Here is a 17987-nt window from a genome sequence, read left to right as displayed (position 1 = left end):
GTTTATCAGATTGACATTGCTGACAGCGCAGCGCAAACATCGCGAATGACAGGCGAAGCGGTTTACAAGGTGTTCGGAACTGCGGTGTCTACCCGCCGCAAGGCACTCGGTCTGACGCAGGCGCAGTTGGCCAACAAGGTGAAGATGTCCCGCGCTTCGATCGCGAACATTGAAAGCGGGCGGCAAAACGTTCTTCTGCATCACGTCTATGCCCTTGCCGCAGCACTCGGCTTTGCCAAGGTGTCCGACCTTTTGCCCTCGCTGCCACAGAAATCCTTTGGAGGAGAACTCAAGATGACGCTCTCAAACCAAAAGCTCTCGAATCAGACGCTTTCGGAACAAGAAGAAGCTCAAGTAGCTGATCTAATCAGCAGCGTGCTGGCTCCGCGGCGTAAGGCCGGATCGTGATGGTTGACGAGCAGGATCGCGCCAGGGAAGCTGCGCGGGCGATTCTCCATGAGTTTGGCGTCTCCTCTCCACCCGTCCCGGTCGAGCGGATCATCAAGTCCCGAAAGATTGTCCTTCAGTACGCCCCTCTCGAGGAAGACCTTTCCGGCATGGCCTACATCAAGGATGGGGTCGGCATTATCGGCGTGAACGCCCTACATCATCCCAACCGACAGCGTTTCTCCGCAGCTCATGAACTGGCTCATCACATTCTTCATGCCGACGTGATTAGGGAGGCCGTTCATGTCGACAAAGGAATCCGCGTCTTGTTTCGAGATGATGTTTCCTCTCTCGGAACAGAGCCAATGGAGATCCAAGCCAACGCTTTTGCGGCTGAGTTGCTCATTCCCGGTGATCTTCTCGCAACCGCACTCGAAGGTGGCGGCGTGGATATCGAGGACGAAGCTCGTATCGAAGCCCTTGCTCGGCGGTTTAGGGTCAGCCCCGCAGCCATGCGGTTTCGACTAAGTCGGTTCTGAGTCCAGCGGGAGCAGCGAATGAGCTTCGTCTTCTTCGACACAGAGACGACAGGGCTCAAACGCGGATTCGATCAGATTCTTCATTTCGCGGCTATCAAGACTGACGCAAATCTGAACGAAGTGGCACGCTTCGAAGTGCGGTCTCGACTGCTCCCTCACGTGCTTCCACATCCGGCAGCCCTACTTACCAACGGGCTCCCCATTGAACAGCTAACGGATGCAAATCTGCCATCGCACTATACGATGGTCGGACAAATCAGAAACGCGCTGATGTCCTGGAGCCCAGCGATCTTCGTAGGCTTCAACTCCATTCGCTTCGACGAAGAGATGCTTCGGCACGCGCTGTTTCAGTGCCTGTATCCCGCCTTCCTCACGAGCAACCATCGAAATTGTCGGGCCGACGCGCTTGGCCTCGTGATGGCCGCCGATGCTGTGTCGCCGGTGCAACTCGTCGTACCACTTAGCGCGGAAGGTCGCCGAACTTTCCGCCTACAGGAGCTAGCGGCGGCGAACGGTGTTGCCCAGACGCGAGCGCATGATGCGCTGTCCGACGTTCTAGCAACTGTCGAACTTTGCCGCCTCGTCTATCAAAGATCACCGGAGCTATGGCAGCGCTTTGTGCGCTTCTCCAACAAGGCAGCCGTCGCCGATTTCGTTGAGGCTGAAGATGGCTTCGTGCTCACCGAATTTTTCGGTGGTCAGGCCTATCATGCTGCGGTCACCAGCATCGGTTCTGATCCAGATCAAGCCAATGGCCGGCTTTGTCTGAACCTTAACGCTGATTTGAGCCAACTCGCGGCGATGAATGACGTCGAATTGCGGAACTGCCTGGCCGTGAAACCCTGTCCGATCCGCAGCCTCAGAATTAACGCCGCTCCTACTTTGACAGCACTCCTCGACGCCCCTGGGCATGTACTCAACGAATGTGAGATCAGCGGCCTTGAAGACAAAGCACGTCAGGTGAAAGCCGACCCGGCTTTTTGCGCGCGGCTTGTCGCGGCTTATGTCGCCTCGCGCGAGCCCTACCCTTTATCTCCGCATATTGAAGAGCGCATCTACAACGGATTTCCTAGCCGTGACGACGAGGCACGTATGGCCGCGTTTCACGATGTACGCTGGGAGGAACGCTTCGCCATCGTCCAATCACTTGATGACGAGCGCCTACGATGGTTTGGGCTTCGTCTCATCTATTCCGAAGCACGCTCGGTCCTGCCCAAAACCACGCGGGCGGAAGTCGAGCGTTATTTGACAAATCAGATGATAAACGACGGTTCGGGATGCCTCACATTCGACAGGGCAATGGCAGAGACGGACGAGCTATTGATGGCGGGAACTGCCTCGGACGTTCTTCTAAACCAATACAGGACCTACCTTCAGAACCGAAGCGCGCGTGTGGCGGCTTTCAGATCCCAACTGGCCCTTCCAGTTGCGGCGAAGGGATATTCGTGAAAGCCTTCGCTATATTTTGCGAACACTCTCGACGGCAATAGAATGTTGGAGGCTACGTTCGGTCGGTAGTGGCGGAATGGGCAATACCCCGGCCGCAACGGCTCGCGCGTCGGCCGTCGCCATCACGTCGCAGACGAACTTGCGCTTACACACCCAGTAGATGCAAGGGAGACCGGACTCGTCATAGGTCTCGAGCCGGGCCATGAAGTCACCGCCGAGATCGATGTAGACCGGACAGGTCGCATCTAGCCATGTCCGGCGCGGGCGGACCCAGTTGTATTGATGATGCCCTCGATAAGAATCTATCACCTGCTGCCTGATCTCGTGCATGAAGAGCCATGTTCCGCCCCAGGCGCGCGCCTTCGTCGCCTCCGGATTCTCAAGCCTGCACTCAGAAAGACGGACGCACATCCCGCCGATCGTGCCGTGCATGTGCCGCTCGGCTTTCTCCCACACGAGGTCCTGACCCAACTCGGACTCCGGAGCCGGAAGTTCGTGATAGACGTCGAAGTTCTGCTTAAAGACACTGCCGTCGACCACCCACACCAGGTTCTCGTAGAAGGTTTCCCGAGACGGGGTCTTTATGTCGGCGCGGTGAATTTCCCCGTCGGGCGCCACATGAGATCTCTCCCTGCATTCCTCGGGAAACCTGTTCTTCCATTCACGGTGCCACGGCGTCTCGTTCTCCCACCATGGATCGCAGTTCCTCCGACCAAAATGCGCCCAGTGATGCATGATGCGCGGACCGCACTTGGAAATCATCGCCGATCCGCACGTCGGACAGGCTCCCCTACCGCCCGGAAAGGATTCGCGCCGTTCTCTATCGACCAGGGCGTATTGCATGGCGGCTACTTCCCGAGGGCTTCCAGCGTGTCAGCGACGAAGCTCCAGCCGTCCCGCGTGACTACGAATTCCTGCGCGCTTTCGGCATCTTGATGCCGCGCAGCGGGATGCGTCCGCCGGAGAAAACGACGTAGGCGATGAACAGCGCCCGCGTGCGCGGCGTGTCCCTATTCGAGTCATTGTTGTCCTGACCCCATTTTCCGTAGTCGGCGAGGTCTTCGTAGGGGAGTTGGTTAAAACTCTTCGCCGAAGAGGGCTTGCCGTCGATGGCGCCCGCCAGCGCGTCGATGATCCTTTTCGCAGTGTCCTTCTCAATGTCCAGCATGCCTTGCCATCCGCTGTCGCCGTCGCCACTGCGACGAGCTTCGATGTAGCATAAGATAGAAGCATCCCGAATGCTGGATTCCTCCCCCAACAGCCGGGACCTGGGAGGAGATAAGAAATCGTCCGCGCGTCAATTTTTACACGTGTTCGCGTTCTACATGGGGTCGCGCGAGCATTTTATGGGCTGGGCTCCGATTTCCGAACGGTCAGGACGAATAAGGTCTCGCTGCAGTGGTGAGCGTCCGCTTATTTCATTCCAGTAGCTGTCGGTCAGCAAGCTCCAAGCCGACATACCAGCCACACAATCTAACAAAATGACGGTGCGCGCGAGGGCACTTGATATGCATTTTTATGTGCATATATTGTGCGAAGTCAACTCTGAGGTTCGTCATGACCCAAGCCCTGCTGACTCACAATGCGATGGTCTCCGGCTTTGTCGATAGCCTGCAGGAGCCACGTACGCCCTATATCTCGCCGAGGCGCCTGTCGCAGGCGCTTGGCGTGAAGGTGGCCAATCTGGCGCAGCTGACCGGCGTCCACCGTAACACGCTCCGCAATCCTTCATCAGAACGCCTGCAGGGCCGGATGCGCGAGATGGTGAAAGTGATCTCGGCCGCGACCGAACTCACCGGCGACGTTGACAAGGCAATCTACTGGTATCGCAACGAGCCAATCGCCGACTATAGTCATCGCACGGCGGCCGAACTCGTCGCCGACGGTCAGGTCGAGGCGGTCTTGGCTTTCATACGGGATCTCGAGAACGGGGCGCGCGGGTGAAGATCGCCGGCATCGGTCCCGACGACATCTTCCACCGTTATCTCACACCCAAATGGGCCTTTCTGCCGACTAGCGGTGCGGGTGCAGCGATCGACGGTGGCCGCTTCAACAGGCCGGGTGTCGAAGCGCTTTATCTTTCGCAGGCACCACGGACGGCACTTGAGGAGTACAAGCAAGGCGCCAGCATCAGTCCGCCAGCGACGCTTGCCGCTTACAAGGTCACATTGGCCGAGGTTGCCGATCTCTCGCACGGCTTCGACCCGGATGTCTGGGACGACCCCTGGAGCGAATGGGATTGTGCCTGGCGCCGGATCGCCCGCATCGATAGGAAGATGCCGCCGTCATGGAAGCTGGCGGACGAGGTGATCACCGCCGGGCTTCGCGGTATTCTGTTTCCGTCGCTGCGTCATGCCGGTGGAACGAACCTCGTGATCTTTCCAGCCAATCTTGTCGCAGGCGATGCGATCGAAGTCCACGATCCCGATCATCGTTTGCCACGCGATCAATCGTCCTGGACGTGAGTTGCGGAGAAGGGCGAAGCCTATCCGCTTAGATCGTCACCCTCCCCGCTCGGCAGCCCCACCGGAATATCGCCTGCGAGCAGCTTTTCCTTGGATAGTAATCCGGCATCTTCGAGCGCCTCGAAATCCGGCAGGTCGCGGAGCGTGTCGAAGCCGAAGTACGACAGGAACGCCTTGGTGGTGACATAGGTGTAAGGCGCGCCGGGCTGCGGCGAACGCGGACCAGAAGCTATCAAATCCTGCGATCGCAACACCCCGATCATGTCGCGTGACACCTCCTTGCCGAAGAATGACGACAGCTCGCCGCGAGTGATCGGCTGGAAATAGGCGATGCACATTAAGACCAGCGCCTCTGACTGGGACAATGGACGCGAAGAGTCACCCTGGCCTGTGGCGGCACGAATGACGTCGCCAAAGGCCTTTTTGGTGCGGTGCTGCCAACCGCCGGCGACCGAGACCAGCTCATAGGGCCGGCCGGCCAGCTCGGCGCGGATGTCGTCGATGATCAGCTCGATATTGCAGTGTCTGCCGACAACCCGTACCAGCGTCTCGCGGGTCACCGGCGTACTGGCGGCAAAGATCACCGCTTCGACCCGGCCCATCCATTCGCGCCAGCGCAGCTCCGGCGGCAGGTGCTCGAGTTCGGTGTCGAGCAGCGCTGGCTGCTCATTTTTTTGTCCTTTGCGTGCGGCGGATTCGACCATCGTTACAGCCCGAACAGCCGGAAGGAGTCGCGGCCGGACAGCTCTCGCACCGCCTCGAATGTCTGCAGCCGCTCGAACAGCCGCCGCGCCCCAAAGCGAGACAGAGCTTTTGTTGTCAGCGAGCCGGGCACGGCGTCATCCTCCAGCAAACGTCGGATCACCTCCCCGGCCCCCTTGGCACGCAGCTTTGGTGCGACCACCGCAAGTCGTTCGGCGCGCCGCGACAGGTCCAAAGCCAGTCGCAAAGCATCGTCCGCACCCTGCGACAGCGCCAGGCACAGTGCGCGCTCTATTTCTTCTCCTCCCGGTCGGACTCTTTTCGCGCCATGGCCCGTCGCCCTAAACGCCGGCGCAAAAACCTGCGCCATCAGCAGCGGCACCGGCTTTGGCCAGCGCAGCTTTTGCGCCAGCAAAAGATCGGCGCACCACCAGGCCAGCAATTCCGCCCCTGGCGACACTGCAACAACCCGGCCGGCTATCGCGGCAGCGGCAAAGGGTGCCGGCCGTCCGGAACGGGCCAGCTCGTCGATCGCGCCCGGAAGCTCGGCAAAACCATCGTCCCAGCGCAGGCCGAGCAGGTTGACCACTTCGGCCAGGCTTGTCGCATCGATTGCCGGCGCCCGTGATGCCAGCTGCCGCCACGCGGCCAAAAGATTGCCGGCGGGGCCGGGGTCGCTGCCGGACGGACGCAGGTACCAGGCGTCGCGCAACGCCGCCTCGTCCTCCGAACGGCCGGCGAGACGGACGGCAGCGGAAGCGCATTTCAGGGCGAGGCGTTGGCGCCAGGCGCCGGCCCAGGTGGGGTCAGAGCGGAGCAAAAAGTCGAGCGAATTCAGAGCGGCGCCGGCACAAAAGGCGGCATCGGTGTCATGCTCGACCGGCCCGCCCGGCAGTGCCCACACGGGTACACGCGGTGGCGAGGGTGGGAAAACGGCCGATGGGTCCGTTCGAATCATGCAATGGATGATAAATCGATGGTGCGCTTTACACCATCATCTTCGCGTAAAAACGCACAGCATGTCGTTTGACATAAATGAACGATAATGTTGCATTATCATTCGTATTTGAATGATGCCTATCTCAGCACTTTGTGGCTCGTTTTTCATCGCCGGACAGCCTCCTTTAGGCGTCAGATCGACGAGAATTCGCGTTCATTGAGCGGACCTGGTTTGCGGCCAATTCCCGGACCCCTTGCCGAGGAATGGCCTCTCTCGTCGAGCAGAGCGCCAGAATAGGCGTCAATCGTGCCTCCGATCGAAATCTCGCGCACGGTTATGAGATTCCTCGAGCGCAATTGTGAAACTGGCTGAGTCGGAATTGTGAGACTCCGCAACACGGCGCGTAGTCTCACGATATCTGAATCGCCTGCCCGTCGCTCCGCGGCCGGGGCGACAGCCTTGCCCCGAGTGCCGCCGCGTTCCCGGCAAGCGCGGCATCGATCAGGCCTGCTCGAACACGCTCCCGTTTCCGCCGTGGCAGCTTTTCGGCGGCGATCCAGCGCGGATCAGCCAGAATTTGACGCGCCAGGCGCTCGTATTCGGCCGAGGAGCGCTTCTGTAGCTGGACATGCGGCCGTCGGCTCGACCTTGAGAGCCGTTCCCGCCGTGGCGCGGCCCGCCGCACCAGGTGGGCGGCGGCAGGCGGCGACGTACCGTCAACGCGCGGGTCGGCGCCGAAGATATCGTTGAGGGCAAGCAGCGTGAGGAAACGCCACCGTGCCGGCAACTGGCCGACCGGCGCATCGGCGCCGACGGCATGCCGGACATCATAGGGACAGCGCCAGCCCGCTTCATTGAACCAAAGCGCCAGCACGGGTCGCGCTGCAGCGGGGTGGTCGAGCGGCGCCCAAAGCATCGCAAGCGCCTTCTCGAACTGCCCCCGCGCGGGATTTTCGTGATCGACGCTTGCGGTGATCCGCTGCTGGACGGCAAGCGTCCACCGCATAAGGTTACGGTCGTGCCGGTCGCACTCCCCTCCCCTATCGGCCAAAATCACGCCGCAAGAGCTGCAAACAGGCCGCGCGCGACCGTCGAGCAGGCGGAAAGCCACGGAAAGACGGCGGTGGCATGACAGGCAGCGATCGAGCAGCAACTCGCCATGAGTTGGGCAGATGCAACGTTCGGCGAGCATCCAGCCGGCCCGCAAATAGCCGTCGCGCCCCGCGGATTGATCGGCAGCGAAGCAGGCGAGACAGACCGGGGTCGACCCGGTCACTATCGACGGCGTCCATTCCGGTCCCCTGCTCACGTACCATGCTCGAGCTCGTAGTGGGTAGCGCCAGCTCAACGACAAACGCTGCAGTCGCTCGGGGTCGACACCGCAGGCCCGCGCCCATGCCTGAGCCTGATCCACGGTCGGAGCTCGGTCGTCGATCGTCGTGGGCGTGGGCGTGGGCGTGGAAAAGCTGTTTCCGTCGCCGGCGAAATGGCCCGCCAGCTCTTCCGCTGTAAGACCATAACGGCATGCCACCCGCGCCATCCAGGATGACAGCAATTCGTCACGACGGGGCCGCGGCGCCATGGGGAGACGACCCGGCCCCATCAACCGACTGCCGCCTGCGGCATCCGCCGGCGCGCCGACTGCGTCATCGACACAAGCGGCAGCACGAGATCATCGCCGAAGCTCACAAGGTCGAGCCGTTCCCTCCCCGACCGGATCGCCTCCTCAGCCGCCGTTTCGATCAATCGAAAAATCCGGGCCGTGACGCCGCTGGTGAGCACATGGATCCGCTCACGAACCGCGGCGCTTTCGAGGTCGGAAGGCGCGCGCAGGGGCAGGATACGGGACAGGCTCTTCAAGAGCCGCGCAAGGGCATGGTCGTTCTTCCAGGGTTTTAGGTGAAACGCCTCGAAGCGCTCGGCGAGTTGCGCGTCCGTGAGCAAGGCCTGTCGCGCCAGATCGGTGCCGGCGCAGACAAGCGGAACCCTCAGGTCATTTGCGAGAAACCGCAGGGCATTCAGAAAAACCCGCTGTTGCCGGTAGGTCCCCGCCAGCATGCCGTTGACCTCGTCGAGCACGATCATCCTGGCGCCGACGGTGCGCAGCAGCGAGCGGCAGATGTCCTTCTCCCGGGCAAGTGTGCCGCCGACGAGCGCCGGGGCTTGCACGCTGGCCAGCAATTCCCGGTAGAGATCGCGCTCGATCGGTTCCGAGGGCACCTGCGCCAAGACGACAGGCCTCGTCGTAACGCCGGTCGATTGGCAGAAGGTGGCCGGATGCGCACGCTCGAATTTGCGGATGATCTTGGTCTTGCCCATGCCTGTGTCGCCATAGATCAAGAGGCAGGGCATGCGGTCGCGTGGCGGATAGTCCAGTAGGGAATTTAGGCGGACGAGTGCCGCCTCCGCCTGCTCGAACCCGATCCAGCGGTCGGCCTTGATCCAGGCAATGCGCTCTTCGTCGGGCAAAGCGGCATAGCGGCGATAGCTCTCGTCGAGGTGTTCATATGTCCCCTCCCCTCTCATGACCATTCCTCGACGGCGTAGACGGGGACCTTGCTCCAGTCGATCGGCCGCTCATCCTCGATTTGCGCAGGCTCGGCCGCAACCGGCGAGTTTGACGCGGCATCGCCGAGCGCTCGGTCGCGCCTTTCCGCCAGTTGACGCGCCGCCCTGGTTCGCAAGGTCGCTTCATCGACCAATGCGCGTTGCGCCTCGATGGTCTCGAAGATCAGCTGCTCGTCGACCAGCGCAAGACCGTGCTCCCGCAGGGCGGTCCGGGCACGGCGATGTTCGCCAAGCGTGATCGGCGGGCGTCGTAGATCGGCAAAGCGGATCGGCCAGCGCTTACCGTCCGGAGCACGCACGAAAATCCTCGAAAGATCGCGTGGGTCGTAGGAAACGGGCAACGGCCGATCGAGCCGGCCGGCCCAGATGCTGAGGACGTCATCCCAGTAGCGAAGACCGAACAGGTGAATGCCGTCGCGCCGCACCAACCGGTCGACGCTGGGAAGGAAATCGACCATGAAACCGGCCAGATCGTGGGGATGACGTACTGGTCTGGCACGACGGGCCGCGGCCTCATGCCAGGCCGCCAGAGGTGGAATTCCAAGCGTTCCATGCCGATCGGCGTGGTAGCGCATGATCTCGAGCGCCATCCACCGCTCCAGCTCATCCATCGTCATCGTCGCATTGGCGGCGGAATCGTAGCCGCCGCGCTCGTCGATGTCGCTGAACGTCGTGCCTGGCAGAAGATGGACAGCGCCCATCATGGTGCCGATCAGCCGTTCGATGTGACCACCATAGTGGGGTGTGGCGACCGGACGGTGGATGAGTTCGATGCCGTATTCCTCAGCGCCGCGCCGAAGGGCACGCGACCGGAATTCCTTGGCGTTGTCGAGATGAATCGCGTCCGGAAACCCGGAGATCGGCCACTCCGTATCGATCCCCAGCCCGGCGAGCCATGATTCTTTCGGCTGCACGATATGCTGGATCGCGAGAGCCACCGAGACCGTCGACGGCGCCTCGAGCGTCAGGTAAAACCCGGCAACCATGCGGCTTGCGATGTCGATGGCGAGCGTCAACCATGGCCTCTGCAGCGGCCGACGATACTGGCGATCGACGACGATGACATCGACCAGCGTATGGTCGATCTGGACAACGTCGAACGCGAACTCCGCGGTATATTCCCCCGGCACTGGCCGGAAGCGATCACGTGCTGCTTTCGAGCCAAGCCGTGCCTTGGTCAGTTCGGCAGGATCCATGGCCGTGATCCGCGCCTTTACCGCATGCCAGGACGGTGCGCGCACGCCACGCGACCGGCAGAGTCTGCGGATTTCCTTGTGCAGCCGGTTGATGCTCGGCTTCTGGCGTGTCTTGTAGAAGTCCCGCACCGCTTCGGCGATCACGGCTTCGGTCTCGTCCGGCAATCGGCGGCTGCCTTGCCGCGTCCCCGCAGGGCGCGGCAGCAGCGAACTCGTGACGGGATGCTCCTGATACGCCCTGGTCAGTTCATAGAGCCGAGTGCGCTTCAGGCCGAGTTCATGGCAGGCTCGGAAGAAATCTGCCCGACCTGGGCTGTCGAGCGACACAAGCCTTCGGATCACGACTTCCCTTGCAACCGCCTCGCTCCAGGCGGTGTCATCGATCGTGTCCTTGTCGGGTCCGTGAACCACAGCAGCCTCGCTGTAAAGTTCGTCCGATCGAATACTACGAAAAATCCAGTGATTCGGCTAGAATCCGCCAATGAACTCCGAACATGATTCGCGCCAGATCAATAGCTTGTCGTCCGCCGATGAAACGCGAGCGACAGCCCAAAACGTCGAGCAGAAGCCCGAAAATCGCCGCGTGCGACCCTCCGGACCGTCCCACAGCACGGCCGCCGAAGACGATGTCCCTATGGCACGGAGGTCGGCCGATACCGCGTCTCAACAAGGCGCACCCGACGACCTGCCCGACATTGTCGACCTCGTCATGGAAATGGGCCGGGTTTCCGAGGATGCAGCGGCCGACGAGCCGGGACCAGCTTTGCCTCCTCCCCTTCCGGTCGTCGCTGGCGGCAAACAACCGCACGTTCCCGGCCATCTCGAACACCTCGCCGATCGGGCGCGATCCTACATCGAGGCGGCAAGCTCGACCAATACGCGCCGTGCCTACGCCTCGGACTGGAAGCATTTTGCCAGCTGGTGCCGGCGCCAGGGTGTCGAAACCTTGCCAGCGGACCCGCAAACCGTCGGCCTCTACATCACTGCCTGTGCCTCCGGGACCGTGACGGGCGACAAGAAGCCGAACTCCGTGTCGACGATCGAACGCCGGCTTTCTTCCCTCTCCTGGAACTATTCCCAACGCGGACTAACGCTGGACCGCAAGGATCGGCACATCGCCACCGTGATGGCCGGCATTCGCAACAAGCACGCCGCCCCGCCTCGCCAGAAGGAAGCGGTACTGCCAGAGGATCTCATCGCCATGCTGGAAACGCTTGACCGCGGCACCCTGCGCGGTCTGCGGGACAGAGCCATGCTGCTTCTGGGCTTTGCCGGCGGCCTGCGCCGTTCCGAAGTCGTCGGCCTCGACGTCGGTCGTGACCAGACCGAGGATTCTTCCGGCTGGGTGGAAATTCTGGACAAAGGCATGCTGCTGACACTGCGGGGCAAGACCGGCTGGCGCGAAGTCGAAGTCGGGCGCGGCTCATCCGATGCAACCTGCCCTTTGGTGGCACTTCAGACGTGGGTTAAGTTCGCGCGTATCGTCCACGGACCTCTGTTCCGCCGGGTGATCGGACAGGGCAAGTCTGTCGGATCGGAGCGGCTCAACGACCAGGAGGTCGCCCGCCTCGTCAAGCGTACCGCGCTCGCCGCCGGTGTCCGCGGCGATCTGCCCGAGGCCCAGCGCGAAAAGCTGTTCGCCGGGCACTCGCTGCGGTCAGGCCTCGCCTCTTCGGCCGAGGTCGACGAACGCTACGTGCAAAAACAGCTCGGCCACACCAGCGCCGAGATGACTCGAAAGTACCAGCGCCGGCGCGATCGCTTTCGGGTCAATCTGACCAAGGCATCGGGGCTGTAGAAAAGCCCCCTCCCCTGCCCTACTCGGGCACAGTTTTGCGCTGGCGTCGCTTTCGCTCGGAGTCTCGGCGTCTTTTCCAGTCGTCCCAATCAACCGGTTCCGAGCTGACCACATTTAGGTCAGCCGGCGTAAAGCGCTCGGTAAAAAGGACCAGGTTCTGGCATGGCCAGCGAGCGCTCGGTGCGAGAATGCCATCGAACCCGAGGAAGGCGGCGGCGTCGCCGATTTCCTGGGTGCGCTCATAAGACAAAGATCCATAGGTCTCTGGTGTGACACCGAGCGCCTTGAGTTCGGCCAGGTTGGCGATCCGCAGCGTTCGTTGCGTGCGAACCGAAATACGATGCAGGACCGATCGAATTTTGGACGGAAAGACGGGCTGGCGGCTGAGATGGAAGTGAATTTCCTCAAGTGAGCCCTCCCGCTCCAGCGACGTGTAGAGCACATCAAATGCCCCCGGATCCCAGCGAGCCCCTGCTGGGTAACCGAGCAGCGGTTCGCGCTCCTCACGGACAATGCGCCAGACATCGCCCTCGAATGACACGCCCTTGTGCGCATCAAGCAGGTCGAGCAGTTCGAGATCTCGTGCTCGTCGCTCCACGCGCCGCCTCAGATGTAGGCGCCGGCATCGAGGCGTTCGATCACCGCCAGGACTTCCTGGGTACGATCCGCATTGATCAGATCAATTGCACGCTCGTTATTGAGAAGGGGATGACGCGAATGCAGCCACAGCCGCGTCTCATCTGCGGTGTAAAAGTCAGAGAGTCGGTCAACAACGTACCGCAGATCGGCAATGACCGTCTGGGTTCGCAAATTCGGAGAGCCGTTGCCGTGCGACCACCGCGACACAGTTGCGGTCGACACGTCGACAATGTTGGCGATGTCCTTGCCCTGAAGGCCTCCCCGAGATCGAAGATCGTCCAGAATTCTTGCTACAGCTGTGCTCATGTTTTTACCTGCGGTGCGAGGCCACGCTCGCACCCCTCCCCTGCCGCCGCGGTGGGACAGGAGCCCTTGGCTGGCCGGCAATGGTGCCGTTCAAGGACTCCAGAACCGCATGCATCTTTTCCAGCCGGTCGCTACTGCGCTGCAGCACATCCGACAATCCTTCATCCGATACCTTGAGCTTCGCAGCCGACCGCGCGACCCGTTCAGCCGCAGCCAGCTCCTTTTCAAGAAAATGCTGCGGACGTCGCGCGTCGGGTACCGCCGACAGTTCTCGGATCTGGCGAGCGCGCTGGCGCAGATAATGCGCCTTCGGATCCTTCAACGTGTCGCTCAGTCCATTCGGACAGCATGACCGATCGTGGCAACTCAGCAGGGGTTTGGCTCCCTGCGCAGCCATCAACGCGTCGACCTGCTTCACGCTAAGAAGGCGATCCAGACCGCCGATCAGAACCCGCTTCTCGCGTCCTCCGCCGCCGGTCTGAGGCGGCTTCGCCCAGTCACTGGCATCGAAGCGTTCCTTCTCGGCAACGCCATGACAAATGCCGCCGGCGGCACCAAAAGCGGCAATGGCGACTCCCACAAGACCACCGACTCCGTCGGCCACGATAGGAACTTCCAACCTGTGAAAGTCCATCATCGCTGCTATGTACCGCCGCAATCCCATCGGTGTGGCGTCGGAGCCGAAGCCGGAGACCCTGAACCACAGATTGTCGAACGGCACGTTCTTCAGCGCGGCTATGAACGCCCGTCGCTGAGCGGGATCGCGAAGTGATGCATTCTTTATCATCAGCGGGTAGTCGATGCCGATGTGCTTGCCTCCTTCCGCATCGAGCGCACGGCGCAGAGCGGCGGCGGCCTCGCAATCGAGGGCAAAAAGCTGATCTGTCGAGCCCTCAAGGACATGCGCGGGTGCCTGTACGGCGTGAAAGCCCTGCTTCACAGCAAAGCGGGCTATCTGGCCGATGACGTCCCGGTTCGCGTTTGGTCGTAGATCGTCGGGCGTCAGAACGCTCTCAGGATTTGCCCAAGGCGCAGACTTGGCCGCTCCACCAAATCGGCCAATCGACGACAGCTCGGCGACATTGGTGTCTAGGATAAGTTCGCCGCCGACGTCAGTGAGGGCCGTCAGGAGATCATGTTGCCTCAGCGCCGCGGAGGCTTCCACCACAACCCGATCAACCATCATCTTTCCCGAGCCCAACAGGGTCTCGAGCTGTCGGTGACCGCTGGTTCCGACGCGCAAAAAGTGGCCGACCGGTTTGGGCTGACCATGCAGGTAGACGACGTTTTCACTCATATTCGTGCTCCTAATGCTATTTACGTTTCGATTTCACGTTTGTCAATACGTGAAATCATTATGCAACTCGGAGCATTTTGGCGGACCCGGATACGTCCCCAATAGATCGGTTATCCTTATCTTCTGCGTTTGGAAAACGCCCACAACACGCACTCTCAGGCGCTCCGGATGGCCGCTGACACGCAAAATCGCGTTTCCCGTCGACCACAGGGCCGGCAAATCGGCTATGCGCGCGTCTCTACCGGTGAGCAGGCAACCGAAGCGCAGGAGATCGAGCTGCGCGCCGCCGGCTGCGACACCATCATCCAGGAGCACGGCTCCGGCGCTTCCCGCGTCCGCCTCGCCCTCTCCAAGCTTGTCCGCGAGATCGGCGCAGGCGACACGCTCGTCGTGGTGCGTCTCGACCGCCTGGCGCGATCCGTCAGCCACCTACTAGAGGTCATTGAGGATCTGACCGCCAGGAACGCCCATTTTCGGTCGCTACGGGATCCGATCGACACCACGACGCCGCAGGGCATGTTCTCTCTGCAGGTGCTCGGCGCGGTCGCCCAGCTCGAGCGGGCGCTGATTTCCGAGCGAACAAAGGCCGGGATCAAAGCGGCGAAGTCCAAAGGCAAGCTGCCCGGTAACCCTGGAATCCGCGAGCGCCGGCCGGAAGCCCTTGCGAAGGTGACGGCCGCCCAAAAGGCTGCCTTCGGCGCACGCATCCAGGGCACGGCCAGCCAGTGGCTTCCTACGGTGCGCCGGATGCGCCCCGACCACACCTGGGACGACATAGCTCGCGTGCTGAAGCAGCGCGGTCTTGACTGGACGCCGGAACGCCTACGGCGCGCCGTGAAGTGGCTTGTCGCTGAGCATCTCGCCGATGCGGGCTTGCTCAGGAAGTCTCCTCCCCGCGTGCCCGAAGGCCGGCTGATGACCCTGGTGGCCGGCATTCACGCCTCGAACCCGGACCTGACGCTGCGTGAGATCGCAGCCCAGCTCGAGCGCTTGCATGAACGGACGCCTCGCGGCGGCTCGAAATGGTCGCCCTCCTCCGTCAAGAACCTGATCGACCGAGCGCGCCGCTCCGGGCTCATCGGAGACCCATCCGCCGAGTAGCCGAGACATCGTCACCAGCCCTTTTTCTTCATGCTGTCGCGCAGCGCGCTGCTGATCTCCAGCGAACTGGCTCCATCCCGGGGTTCAGCGACCTGCCCTCCGCGCGTACTTCCAGCGCCCCCTGACGCCGCGGCCTTTTCTAACGCTCCCATTCTGGCGTTGAGCAACGCCGTGATCATTGGCCAGACCGAGAATTTCTGCTGCCGGGCACGCTCCACCAGATCGCGCAGATAGCCACCGCGGCTGCGTATGTGCTCGGCCCGCTGCAGGATCGCGGCCAGCGCAATCGTCGCATGCTGCGGGCCCATGACCTCGGCCGCCTCCTGCCAGGCGCTTGGGCTGATCCCCATGCTTGGCCGAGCTCGATCGGCGGCTGCGGCCAAGTCCCGCCAAGTCCGAATTTGCCGGCCCTCGGCGTACGGCACGATGTCCGGGCAGGCGCTCAGTACCATTCCCAACGGCAGATCCCGTCTTGGCAGGCTCCGCACGTTGTCGGTCTGTTCGGCGGTGCCGCTCGCTTCATCTTTATCTCCTAAGCCGTATTCATTTTCACCGGTAGGATTAAAATCTGGGTTTGAATTTTGTATGTGGCGCTCAGTATGAGACTCATTGGCGTTCGAATCTTCTGATTTGACGAATGATTCCAACGTCTGATGGACATCGGCCCAGAGGGCTTCCAGTTCGTCGGCAAGCGTCTCAAGGACCTGGCGAGGCGCCGTCCGCGGCAGCCGAGCGATGATCGCCTCATAGCGGCGCTGAAAGCCACGCCAGTTGCCGGGCACGCTCTCGTTGACGCCGGCATCGATCATCTTGGTCACGTCGCGCCTGCAGATAGTCAGCCGCTCCTTGACCACTCGGAACGCCTTGCGCTCGGCCGCCACGGCTTCGGCCAGCTCCCGAAACTCCGCAGCACGCGCCAGGATCGGCGCGAGATCGAATCCGTAGGCCTGCTCGATCGCTCCGCCCTGCCCTTTCCGGGCGAAGCGCTTGCCATTGGGGCTGTCCCTGCGGATGATCAAGCCCGAGGTCACAAGGTTGGCCAGATGACGGCGCAGCGTCGCCGGCGACATGCCGTTGGCACGGCGAATGAGCTGCTCGTTCGACGGGAAGACAATCAGGTTGCCCTCGCCGGTGAGCTCGTCGTCGCGATGGAATGTCAGCAGGGCATCTAGGATCGAGAGGGCGCGATCTGTCGCCCCTAGGATCTCCTTGGCGTCGCGGATATCCCTGAACACCTGCCATTTGGAGGCCTTGGCGTCCCGATCGATATTCTTGGCCGTCACTTGGCTTGAAATCAGGCCGAGTGTCATCGGCCGCCGCCCGAAGGGCGTCGTTGCAGTATGGGTTTGCATTTCCCTTTACCTTTTGTTAGGCAAAAGAAATCCGCTCGCCGAAACGGCGCAGAGTACAAAGACTCTTGACGGTGATTCCGGGAAATGCGATTCTCTAGCTACCACACTACGAGAAGGGCTTCCGGAACCTGTTTCGGGGGCCTTTTTCTTTGCCGCCGGTTTTACGGATGACACGGTCATCTCGCGGCGCTTATCTCATGGCTTTTCACCTCCGGACCCATTCGCCTGAAACTCGTTGAAGAGATCGTCAAGCTTGCCCGCAACAAAGTGCGCGAACTCGGGAACGGTCTTCTCCTCGAAAACGAGCGCTGTGCGACCGTCCTTCGCCTCGATGCGAGCGCCGCGCTTGCCACCGGGGGCTTTCCAGACGCCTATGCTCGGCCGAACTTTCGGCTTCCGGCTCTGGAGAGCATTGAGGACCGCATCGAACCTGGTGTCGCTGTCCGCGCTACGGAGCGACGGATCGTCCAGCGCGCGCTCGGCCGTAGCCAGAGCTGCCTGTTGCTCAAGCTTGTCGGCCAGGGCAAGCCAACGTGCCCTGCCCGACTTCGGTGCCGGTCCAATCTTCTTCACGAGAACGTCCGGCATGCGACGCGCTACTGCGATGTAACGGCTGATGTCTGCCTTGTCCGTCGCTAGCGCCGAGATGATCGTATGTCGGTCGCAGCCGTCATCCTCGAGATTTCGCGCGAAGAACGCCTTTTCGATAAACGAGAGATCCTTGCGATCTAGGTTCTCCCGTCCTTGCGCGACGATGAGATCGCTGTCCGAGAGGTTTCGAACGATTGCCTTGACCCCAAGACCCAGCTTCTCGGCGGCACGAAGCCGCCGACGCCCGTAGGCTATCTGGTAGCGTCCTGGAGTATCCGGGCTTGGTCGAACGAGAACCGGCACTTGCTGGCCATTCTCGGCGATGCTTGCTACGAGCTGATCAAAGGCGAGATCGACCTCCGTCGGAATTCGGTCGGTGATACGTGAGTGATCGATCTTCTTCGGGTCGATCGAGACGATCGCGTCCCCTTCGGCGAGTTGCTTCTGAAGTTGGGCCGCCTGTTTTGCGTTTTCCGACATTTCCTGGAGCGATGCCCCCATTGCGGAGATGGCGCCGGTGCGCACTCTCTCGCTGCCCCGTGGCGTCGCTGTGCCGGAAGCTTCCGGCCGCTTCAGGAAGAGGTTGTTGATTGCGTCCTTGCGGCTCATGGCATTCTCCGCGCGGAAGCAAGGGGGAGGGGCCGGCGAGCCTGTTGG

At 61.7% G+C, this 17987-nt stretch carries 19 protein-coding genes; 7 read left to right on the top strand and 12 right to left on the bottom strand.

Translation table 11 applies throughout. The features are described from left to right. Positions 1 to 45 precede the first annotated feature (45 nt). Genes B9Z03_RS01735 through B9Z03_RS01725 form a run of 3 tightly spaced genes read left to right on the top strand, consistent with a single transcriptional unit; the run spans position 46 to position 2375 of the window. Positions 46 to 408 (top strand): helix-turn-helix transcriptional regulator, encoded by a 363-nt coding sequence (locus B9Z03_RS01735; protein WP_085462618.1) that lies wholly within the window; start codon positions 46 to 48, stop codon positions 406 to 408. Beyond that, positions 408 to 926: an ImmA/IrrE family metallo-endopeptidase gene (locus B9Z03_RS01730; RefSeq protein WP_085462617.1), complete on the top strand. Its 519-nt coding sequence runs from the start codon at positions 408 to 410 to the stop codon at positions 924 to 926. Before B9Z03_RS01735 ends, B9Z03_RS01730 begins: the two co-directional genes overlap by 1 nt. An 18-nt stretch (positions 927 to 944) precedes the next feature. Further along, on the top strand, positions 945 to 2375 hold the full coding sequence (locus B9Z03_RS01725) for an exonuclease domain-containing protein (RefSeq protein WP_085462616.1): 1431 nt from the start codon (positions 945 to 947) through the stop codon (positions 2373 to 2375). Between the two features lie 9 nt (positions 2376 to 2384). On the opposite strand, the gene B9Z03_RS01720 is transcribed toward B9Z03_RS01725, so the two are convergent. After that, positions 2385 to 3218: a competence protein CoiA family protein gene (locus tag B9Z03_RS01720; protein WP_085462615.1), complete on the bottom strand. Its 834-nt coding sequence runs from the start codon at positions 3216 to 3218 to the stop codon at positions 2385 to 2387. Between the two features lie 61 nt (positions 3219 to 3279). Next, entirely contained in the window at positions 3280 to 3543 is a 264-nt protein-coding gene (locus B9Z03_RS01715; protein WP_085462614.1) for a hypothetical protein, read from the bottom strand. 389 nt (positions 3544 to 3932) lie between these two features. Between B9Z03_RS01715 and B9Z03_RS01710 the strand changes: the two genes are divergently transcribed. Continuing rightward, a complete protein-coding gene (locus tag B9Z03_RS01710) occupies positions 3933 to 4319 on the top strand; it encodes a hypothetical protein (RefSeq protein WP_085462613.1) in 387 nt (128 codons plus the stop codon). After that, a complete protein-coding gene (locus B9Z03_RS01705) occupies positions 4316 to 4840 on the top strand; it encodes an RES family NAD+ phosphorylase (RefSeq protein WP_085462612.1) in 525 nt (174 codons plus the stop codon). The genes B9Z03_RS01710 and B9Z03_RS01705 overlap by 4 nt, the downstream gene beginning before the upstream one ends. A 20-nt stretch (positions 4841 to 4860) precedes the next feature. Here the strand turns inward: B9Z03_RS01705 and scpB are convergent, their stop codons facing one another. From scpB to B9Z03_RS01680, 5 genes are all read right to left on the bottom strand, one after another. Continuing rightward, positions 4861 to 5544, bottom strand: a complete 684-nt coding sequence (gene scpB, locus B9Z03_RS01700; RefSeq protein WP_085462611.1) for an SMC-Scp complex subunit ScpB — start codon at positions 5542 to 5544, stop codon at positions 4861 to 4863. Positions 5545 to 5546: 2 nt separating this feature from the next. Then, entirely contained in the window at positions 5547 to 6500 is a 954-nt protein-coding gene (locus tag B9Z03_RS01695) for a DUF1403 family protein (protein WP_085462610.1), read from the bottom strand. Between the two features lie 391 nt (positions 6501 to 6891). Then, positions 6892 to 8064, bottom strand: coding sequence for a TniQ family protein (locus B9Z03_RS01690; RefSeq protein WP_176247383.1), 1173 nt, complete (start codon positions 8062 to 8064; stop codon positions 6892 to 6894). A gap of 20 nt (positions 8065 to 8084) precedes the next feature. Further along, positions 8085 to 9008, bottom strand: coding sequence for a TniB family NTP-binding protein (locus B9Z03_RS01685; protein ID WP_176247382.1), 924 nt, complete (start codon positions 9006 to 9008; stop codon positions 8085 to 8087). Further along, positions 9005 to 10657 carry a Mu transposase C-terminal domain-containing protein gene (locus tag B9Z03_RS01680; protein WP_085462473.1) on the bottom strand — a complete coding sequence of 551 codons (1653 nt, stop codon included), beginning with the start codon at positions 10655 to 10657 and terminating at the stop codon, positions 9005 to 9007. Before B9Z03_RS01680 ends, B9Z03_RS01685 begins: the two co-directional genes overlap by 4 nt. Positions 10658 to 10880: 223 nt before the next feature. Between B9Z03_RS01680 and B9Z03_RS01675 the strand changes: the two genes are divergently transcribed. Further along, positions 10881 to 12044 carry a site-specific integrase gene (locus tag B9Z03_RS01675; protein ID WP_176247403.1) on the top strand — a complete coding sequence of 388 codons (1164 nt, stop codon included), beginning with the start codon at positions 10881 to 10883 and terminating at the stop codon, positions 12042 to 12044. A 19-nt stretch (positions 12045 to 12063) separates the two neighbouring features. Here the strand turns inward: B9Z03_RS01675 and B9Z03_RS01670 are convergent, their stop codons facing one another. Genes B9Z03_RS01670 through B9Z03_RS01660 form a run of 3 tightly spaced genes read right to left on the bottom strand, consistent with a single transcriptional unit; the run spans position 12064 to position 14286 of the window. Beyond that, positions 12064 to 12642: an RES family NAD+ phosphorylase gene (locus tag B9Z03_RS01670; RefSeq protein ID WP_085462609.1), complete on the bottom strand. Its 579-nt coding sequence runs from the start codon at positions 12640 to 12642 to the stop codon at positions 12064 to 12066. An 8-nt stretch (positions 12643 to 12650) separates the two neighbouring features. Continuing rightward, a complete protein-coding gene (locus tag B9Z03_RS01665; RefSeq protein WP_038655373.1) occupies positions 12651 to 12989 on the bottom strand; it encodes an antitoxin Xre/MbcA/ParS toxin-binding domain-containing protein in 339 nt (112 codons plus the stop codon). Positions 12990 to 12993: 4 nt separating this feature from the next. Beyond that, on the bottom strand, positions 12994 to 14286 hold the full coding sequence (locus B9Z03_RS01660; protein WP_085462608.1) for a hypothetical protein: 1293 nt from the start codon (positions 14284 to 14286) through the stop codon (positions 12994 to 12996). A 168-nt stretch (positions 14287 to 14454) separates the two neighbouring features. On the opposite strand from B9Z03_RS01660, the gene B9Z03_RS01655 reads away from it, so the two are divergent. Then, complete coding sequence (locus B9Z03_RS01655) at positions 14455 to 15387, top strand: recombinase family protein (protein ID WP_085462607.1); 933 nt, start codon at positions 14455 to 14457, stop codon at positions 15385 to 15387. 11 nt (positions 15388 to 15398) lie between these two features. Here B9Z03_RS01655 and repC read toward each other — a convergent pair whose 3' ends face one another. Together repC and repB are read right to left on the bottom strand one after the other, a co-directional pair. After that, the gene (repC, locus tag B9Z03_RS01650) at positions 15399 to 16739 is read right to left on the bottom strand and encodes a plasmid replication protein RepC (RefSeq protein ID WP_085462606.1); all 1341 of its coding nucleotides are present in this window, start codon (positions 16737 to 16739) and stop codon (positions 15399 to 15401) included. Positions 16740 to 16934: 195 nt separating this feature from the next. Further along, the gene (gene repB, locus B9Z03_RS01645; protein WP_085462605.1) at positions 16935 to 17939 is read right to left on the bottom strand and encodes a plasmid partitioning protein RepB; all 1005 of its coding nucleotides are present in this window, start codon (positions 17937 to 17939) and stop codon (positions 16935 to 16937) included. Positions 17940 to 17987 lie beyond the last annotated feature (48 nt).

This window comes from Mesorhizobium australicum (assembly GCF_900177325.1).
In the GTDB taxonomy this organism is placed as follows: Bacteria; Pseudomonadota; Alphaproteobacteria; order Rhizobiales; family Rhizobiaceae; genus Mesorhizobium_A; species Mesorhizobium_A australicum_A.
This window is presented reverse-complemented; position numbering and strand designations above follow the sequence as displayed.

Excerpts from the sequence above, each read along its gene's own strand:
- B9Z03_RS01715 (WP_085462614.1), bottom strand. The coding sequence starts at position 3,543 with ATGCTGGACATTGAGAAGGACACTGCGAAAAGGATCATCGACGCGCTG.
- B9Z03_RS01655 (WP_085462607.1), top strand. The coding sequence starts at position 14,455 with ATGGCCGCTGACACGCAAAATCGCGTTTCCCGTCGACCACAGGGCCGG.
- B9Z03_RS01710 (WP_085462613.1), top strand. The coding sequence starts at position 3,933 with ATGACCCAAGCCCTGCTGACTCACAATGCGATGGTCTCCGGCTTTGTC.
- B9Z03_RS01725 (WP_085462616.1), top strand. The coding sequence starts at position 945 with ATGAGCTTCGTCTTCTTCGACACAGAGACGACAGGGCTCAAACGCGGA.
- B9Z03_RS01685 (WP_176247382.1), bottom strand. The coding sequence starts at position 9,008 with ATGAGAGGGGAGGGGACATATGAACACCTCGACGAGAGCTATCGCCGC.
- B9Z03_RS01720 (WP_085462615.1), bottom strand. The coding sequence starts at position 3,218 with ATGCAATACGCCCTGGTCGATAGAGAACGGCGCGAATCCTTTCCGGGC.
- repC (WP_085462606.1), bottom strand. The coding sequence starts at position 16,739 with ATGCAAACCCATACTGCAACGACGCCCTTCGGGCGGCGGCCGATGACA.
- repB (WP_085462605.1), bottom strand. The coding sequence starts at position 17,939 with ATGAGCCGCAAGGACGCAATCAACAACCTCTTCCTGAAGCGGCCGGAA.
- B9Z03_RS01730 (WP_085462617.1), top strand. The coding sequence starts at position 408 with ATGGTTGACGAGCAGGATCGCGCCAGGGAAGCTGCGCGGGCGATTCTC.
- B9Z03_RS01735 (WP_085462618.1), top strand. The coding sequence starts at position 46 with ATGACAGGCGAAGCGGTTTACAAGGTGTTCGGAACTGCGGTGTCTACC.
- B9Z03_RS01675 (WP_176247403.1), top strand. The coding sequence starts at position 10,881 with ATGGCACGGAGGTCGGCCGATACCGCGTCTCAACAAGGCGCACCCGAC.
- B9Z03_RS01695 (WP_085462610.1), bottom strand. The coding sequence starts at position 6,500 with ATGATTCGAACGGACCCATCGGCCGTTTTCCCACCCTCGCCACCGCGT.
- B9Z03_RS01690 (WP_176247383.1), bottom strand. The coding sequence starts at position 8,064 with ATGGCGCCGCGGCCCCGTCGTGACGAATTGCTGTCATCCTGGATGGCG.
- scpB (WP_085462611.1), bottom strand. The coding sequence starts at position 5,544 with ATGGTCGAATCCGCCGCACGCAAAGGACAAAAAAATGAGCAGCCAGCG.
- B9Z03_RS01665 (WP_038655373.1), bottom strand. The coding sequence starts at position 12,989 with ATGAGCACAGCTGTAGCAAGAATTCTGGACGATCTTCGATCTCGGGGA.
- B9Z03_RS01660 (WP_085462608.1), bottom strand. The coding sequence starts at position 14,286 with ATGAGTGAAAACGTCGTCTACCTGCATGGTCAGCCCAAACCGGTCGGC.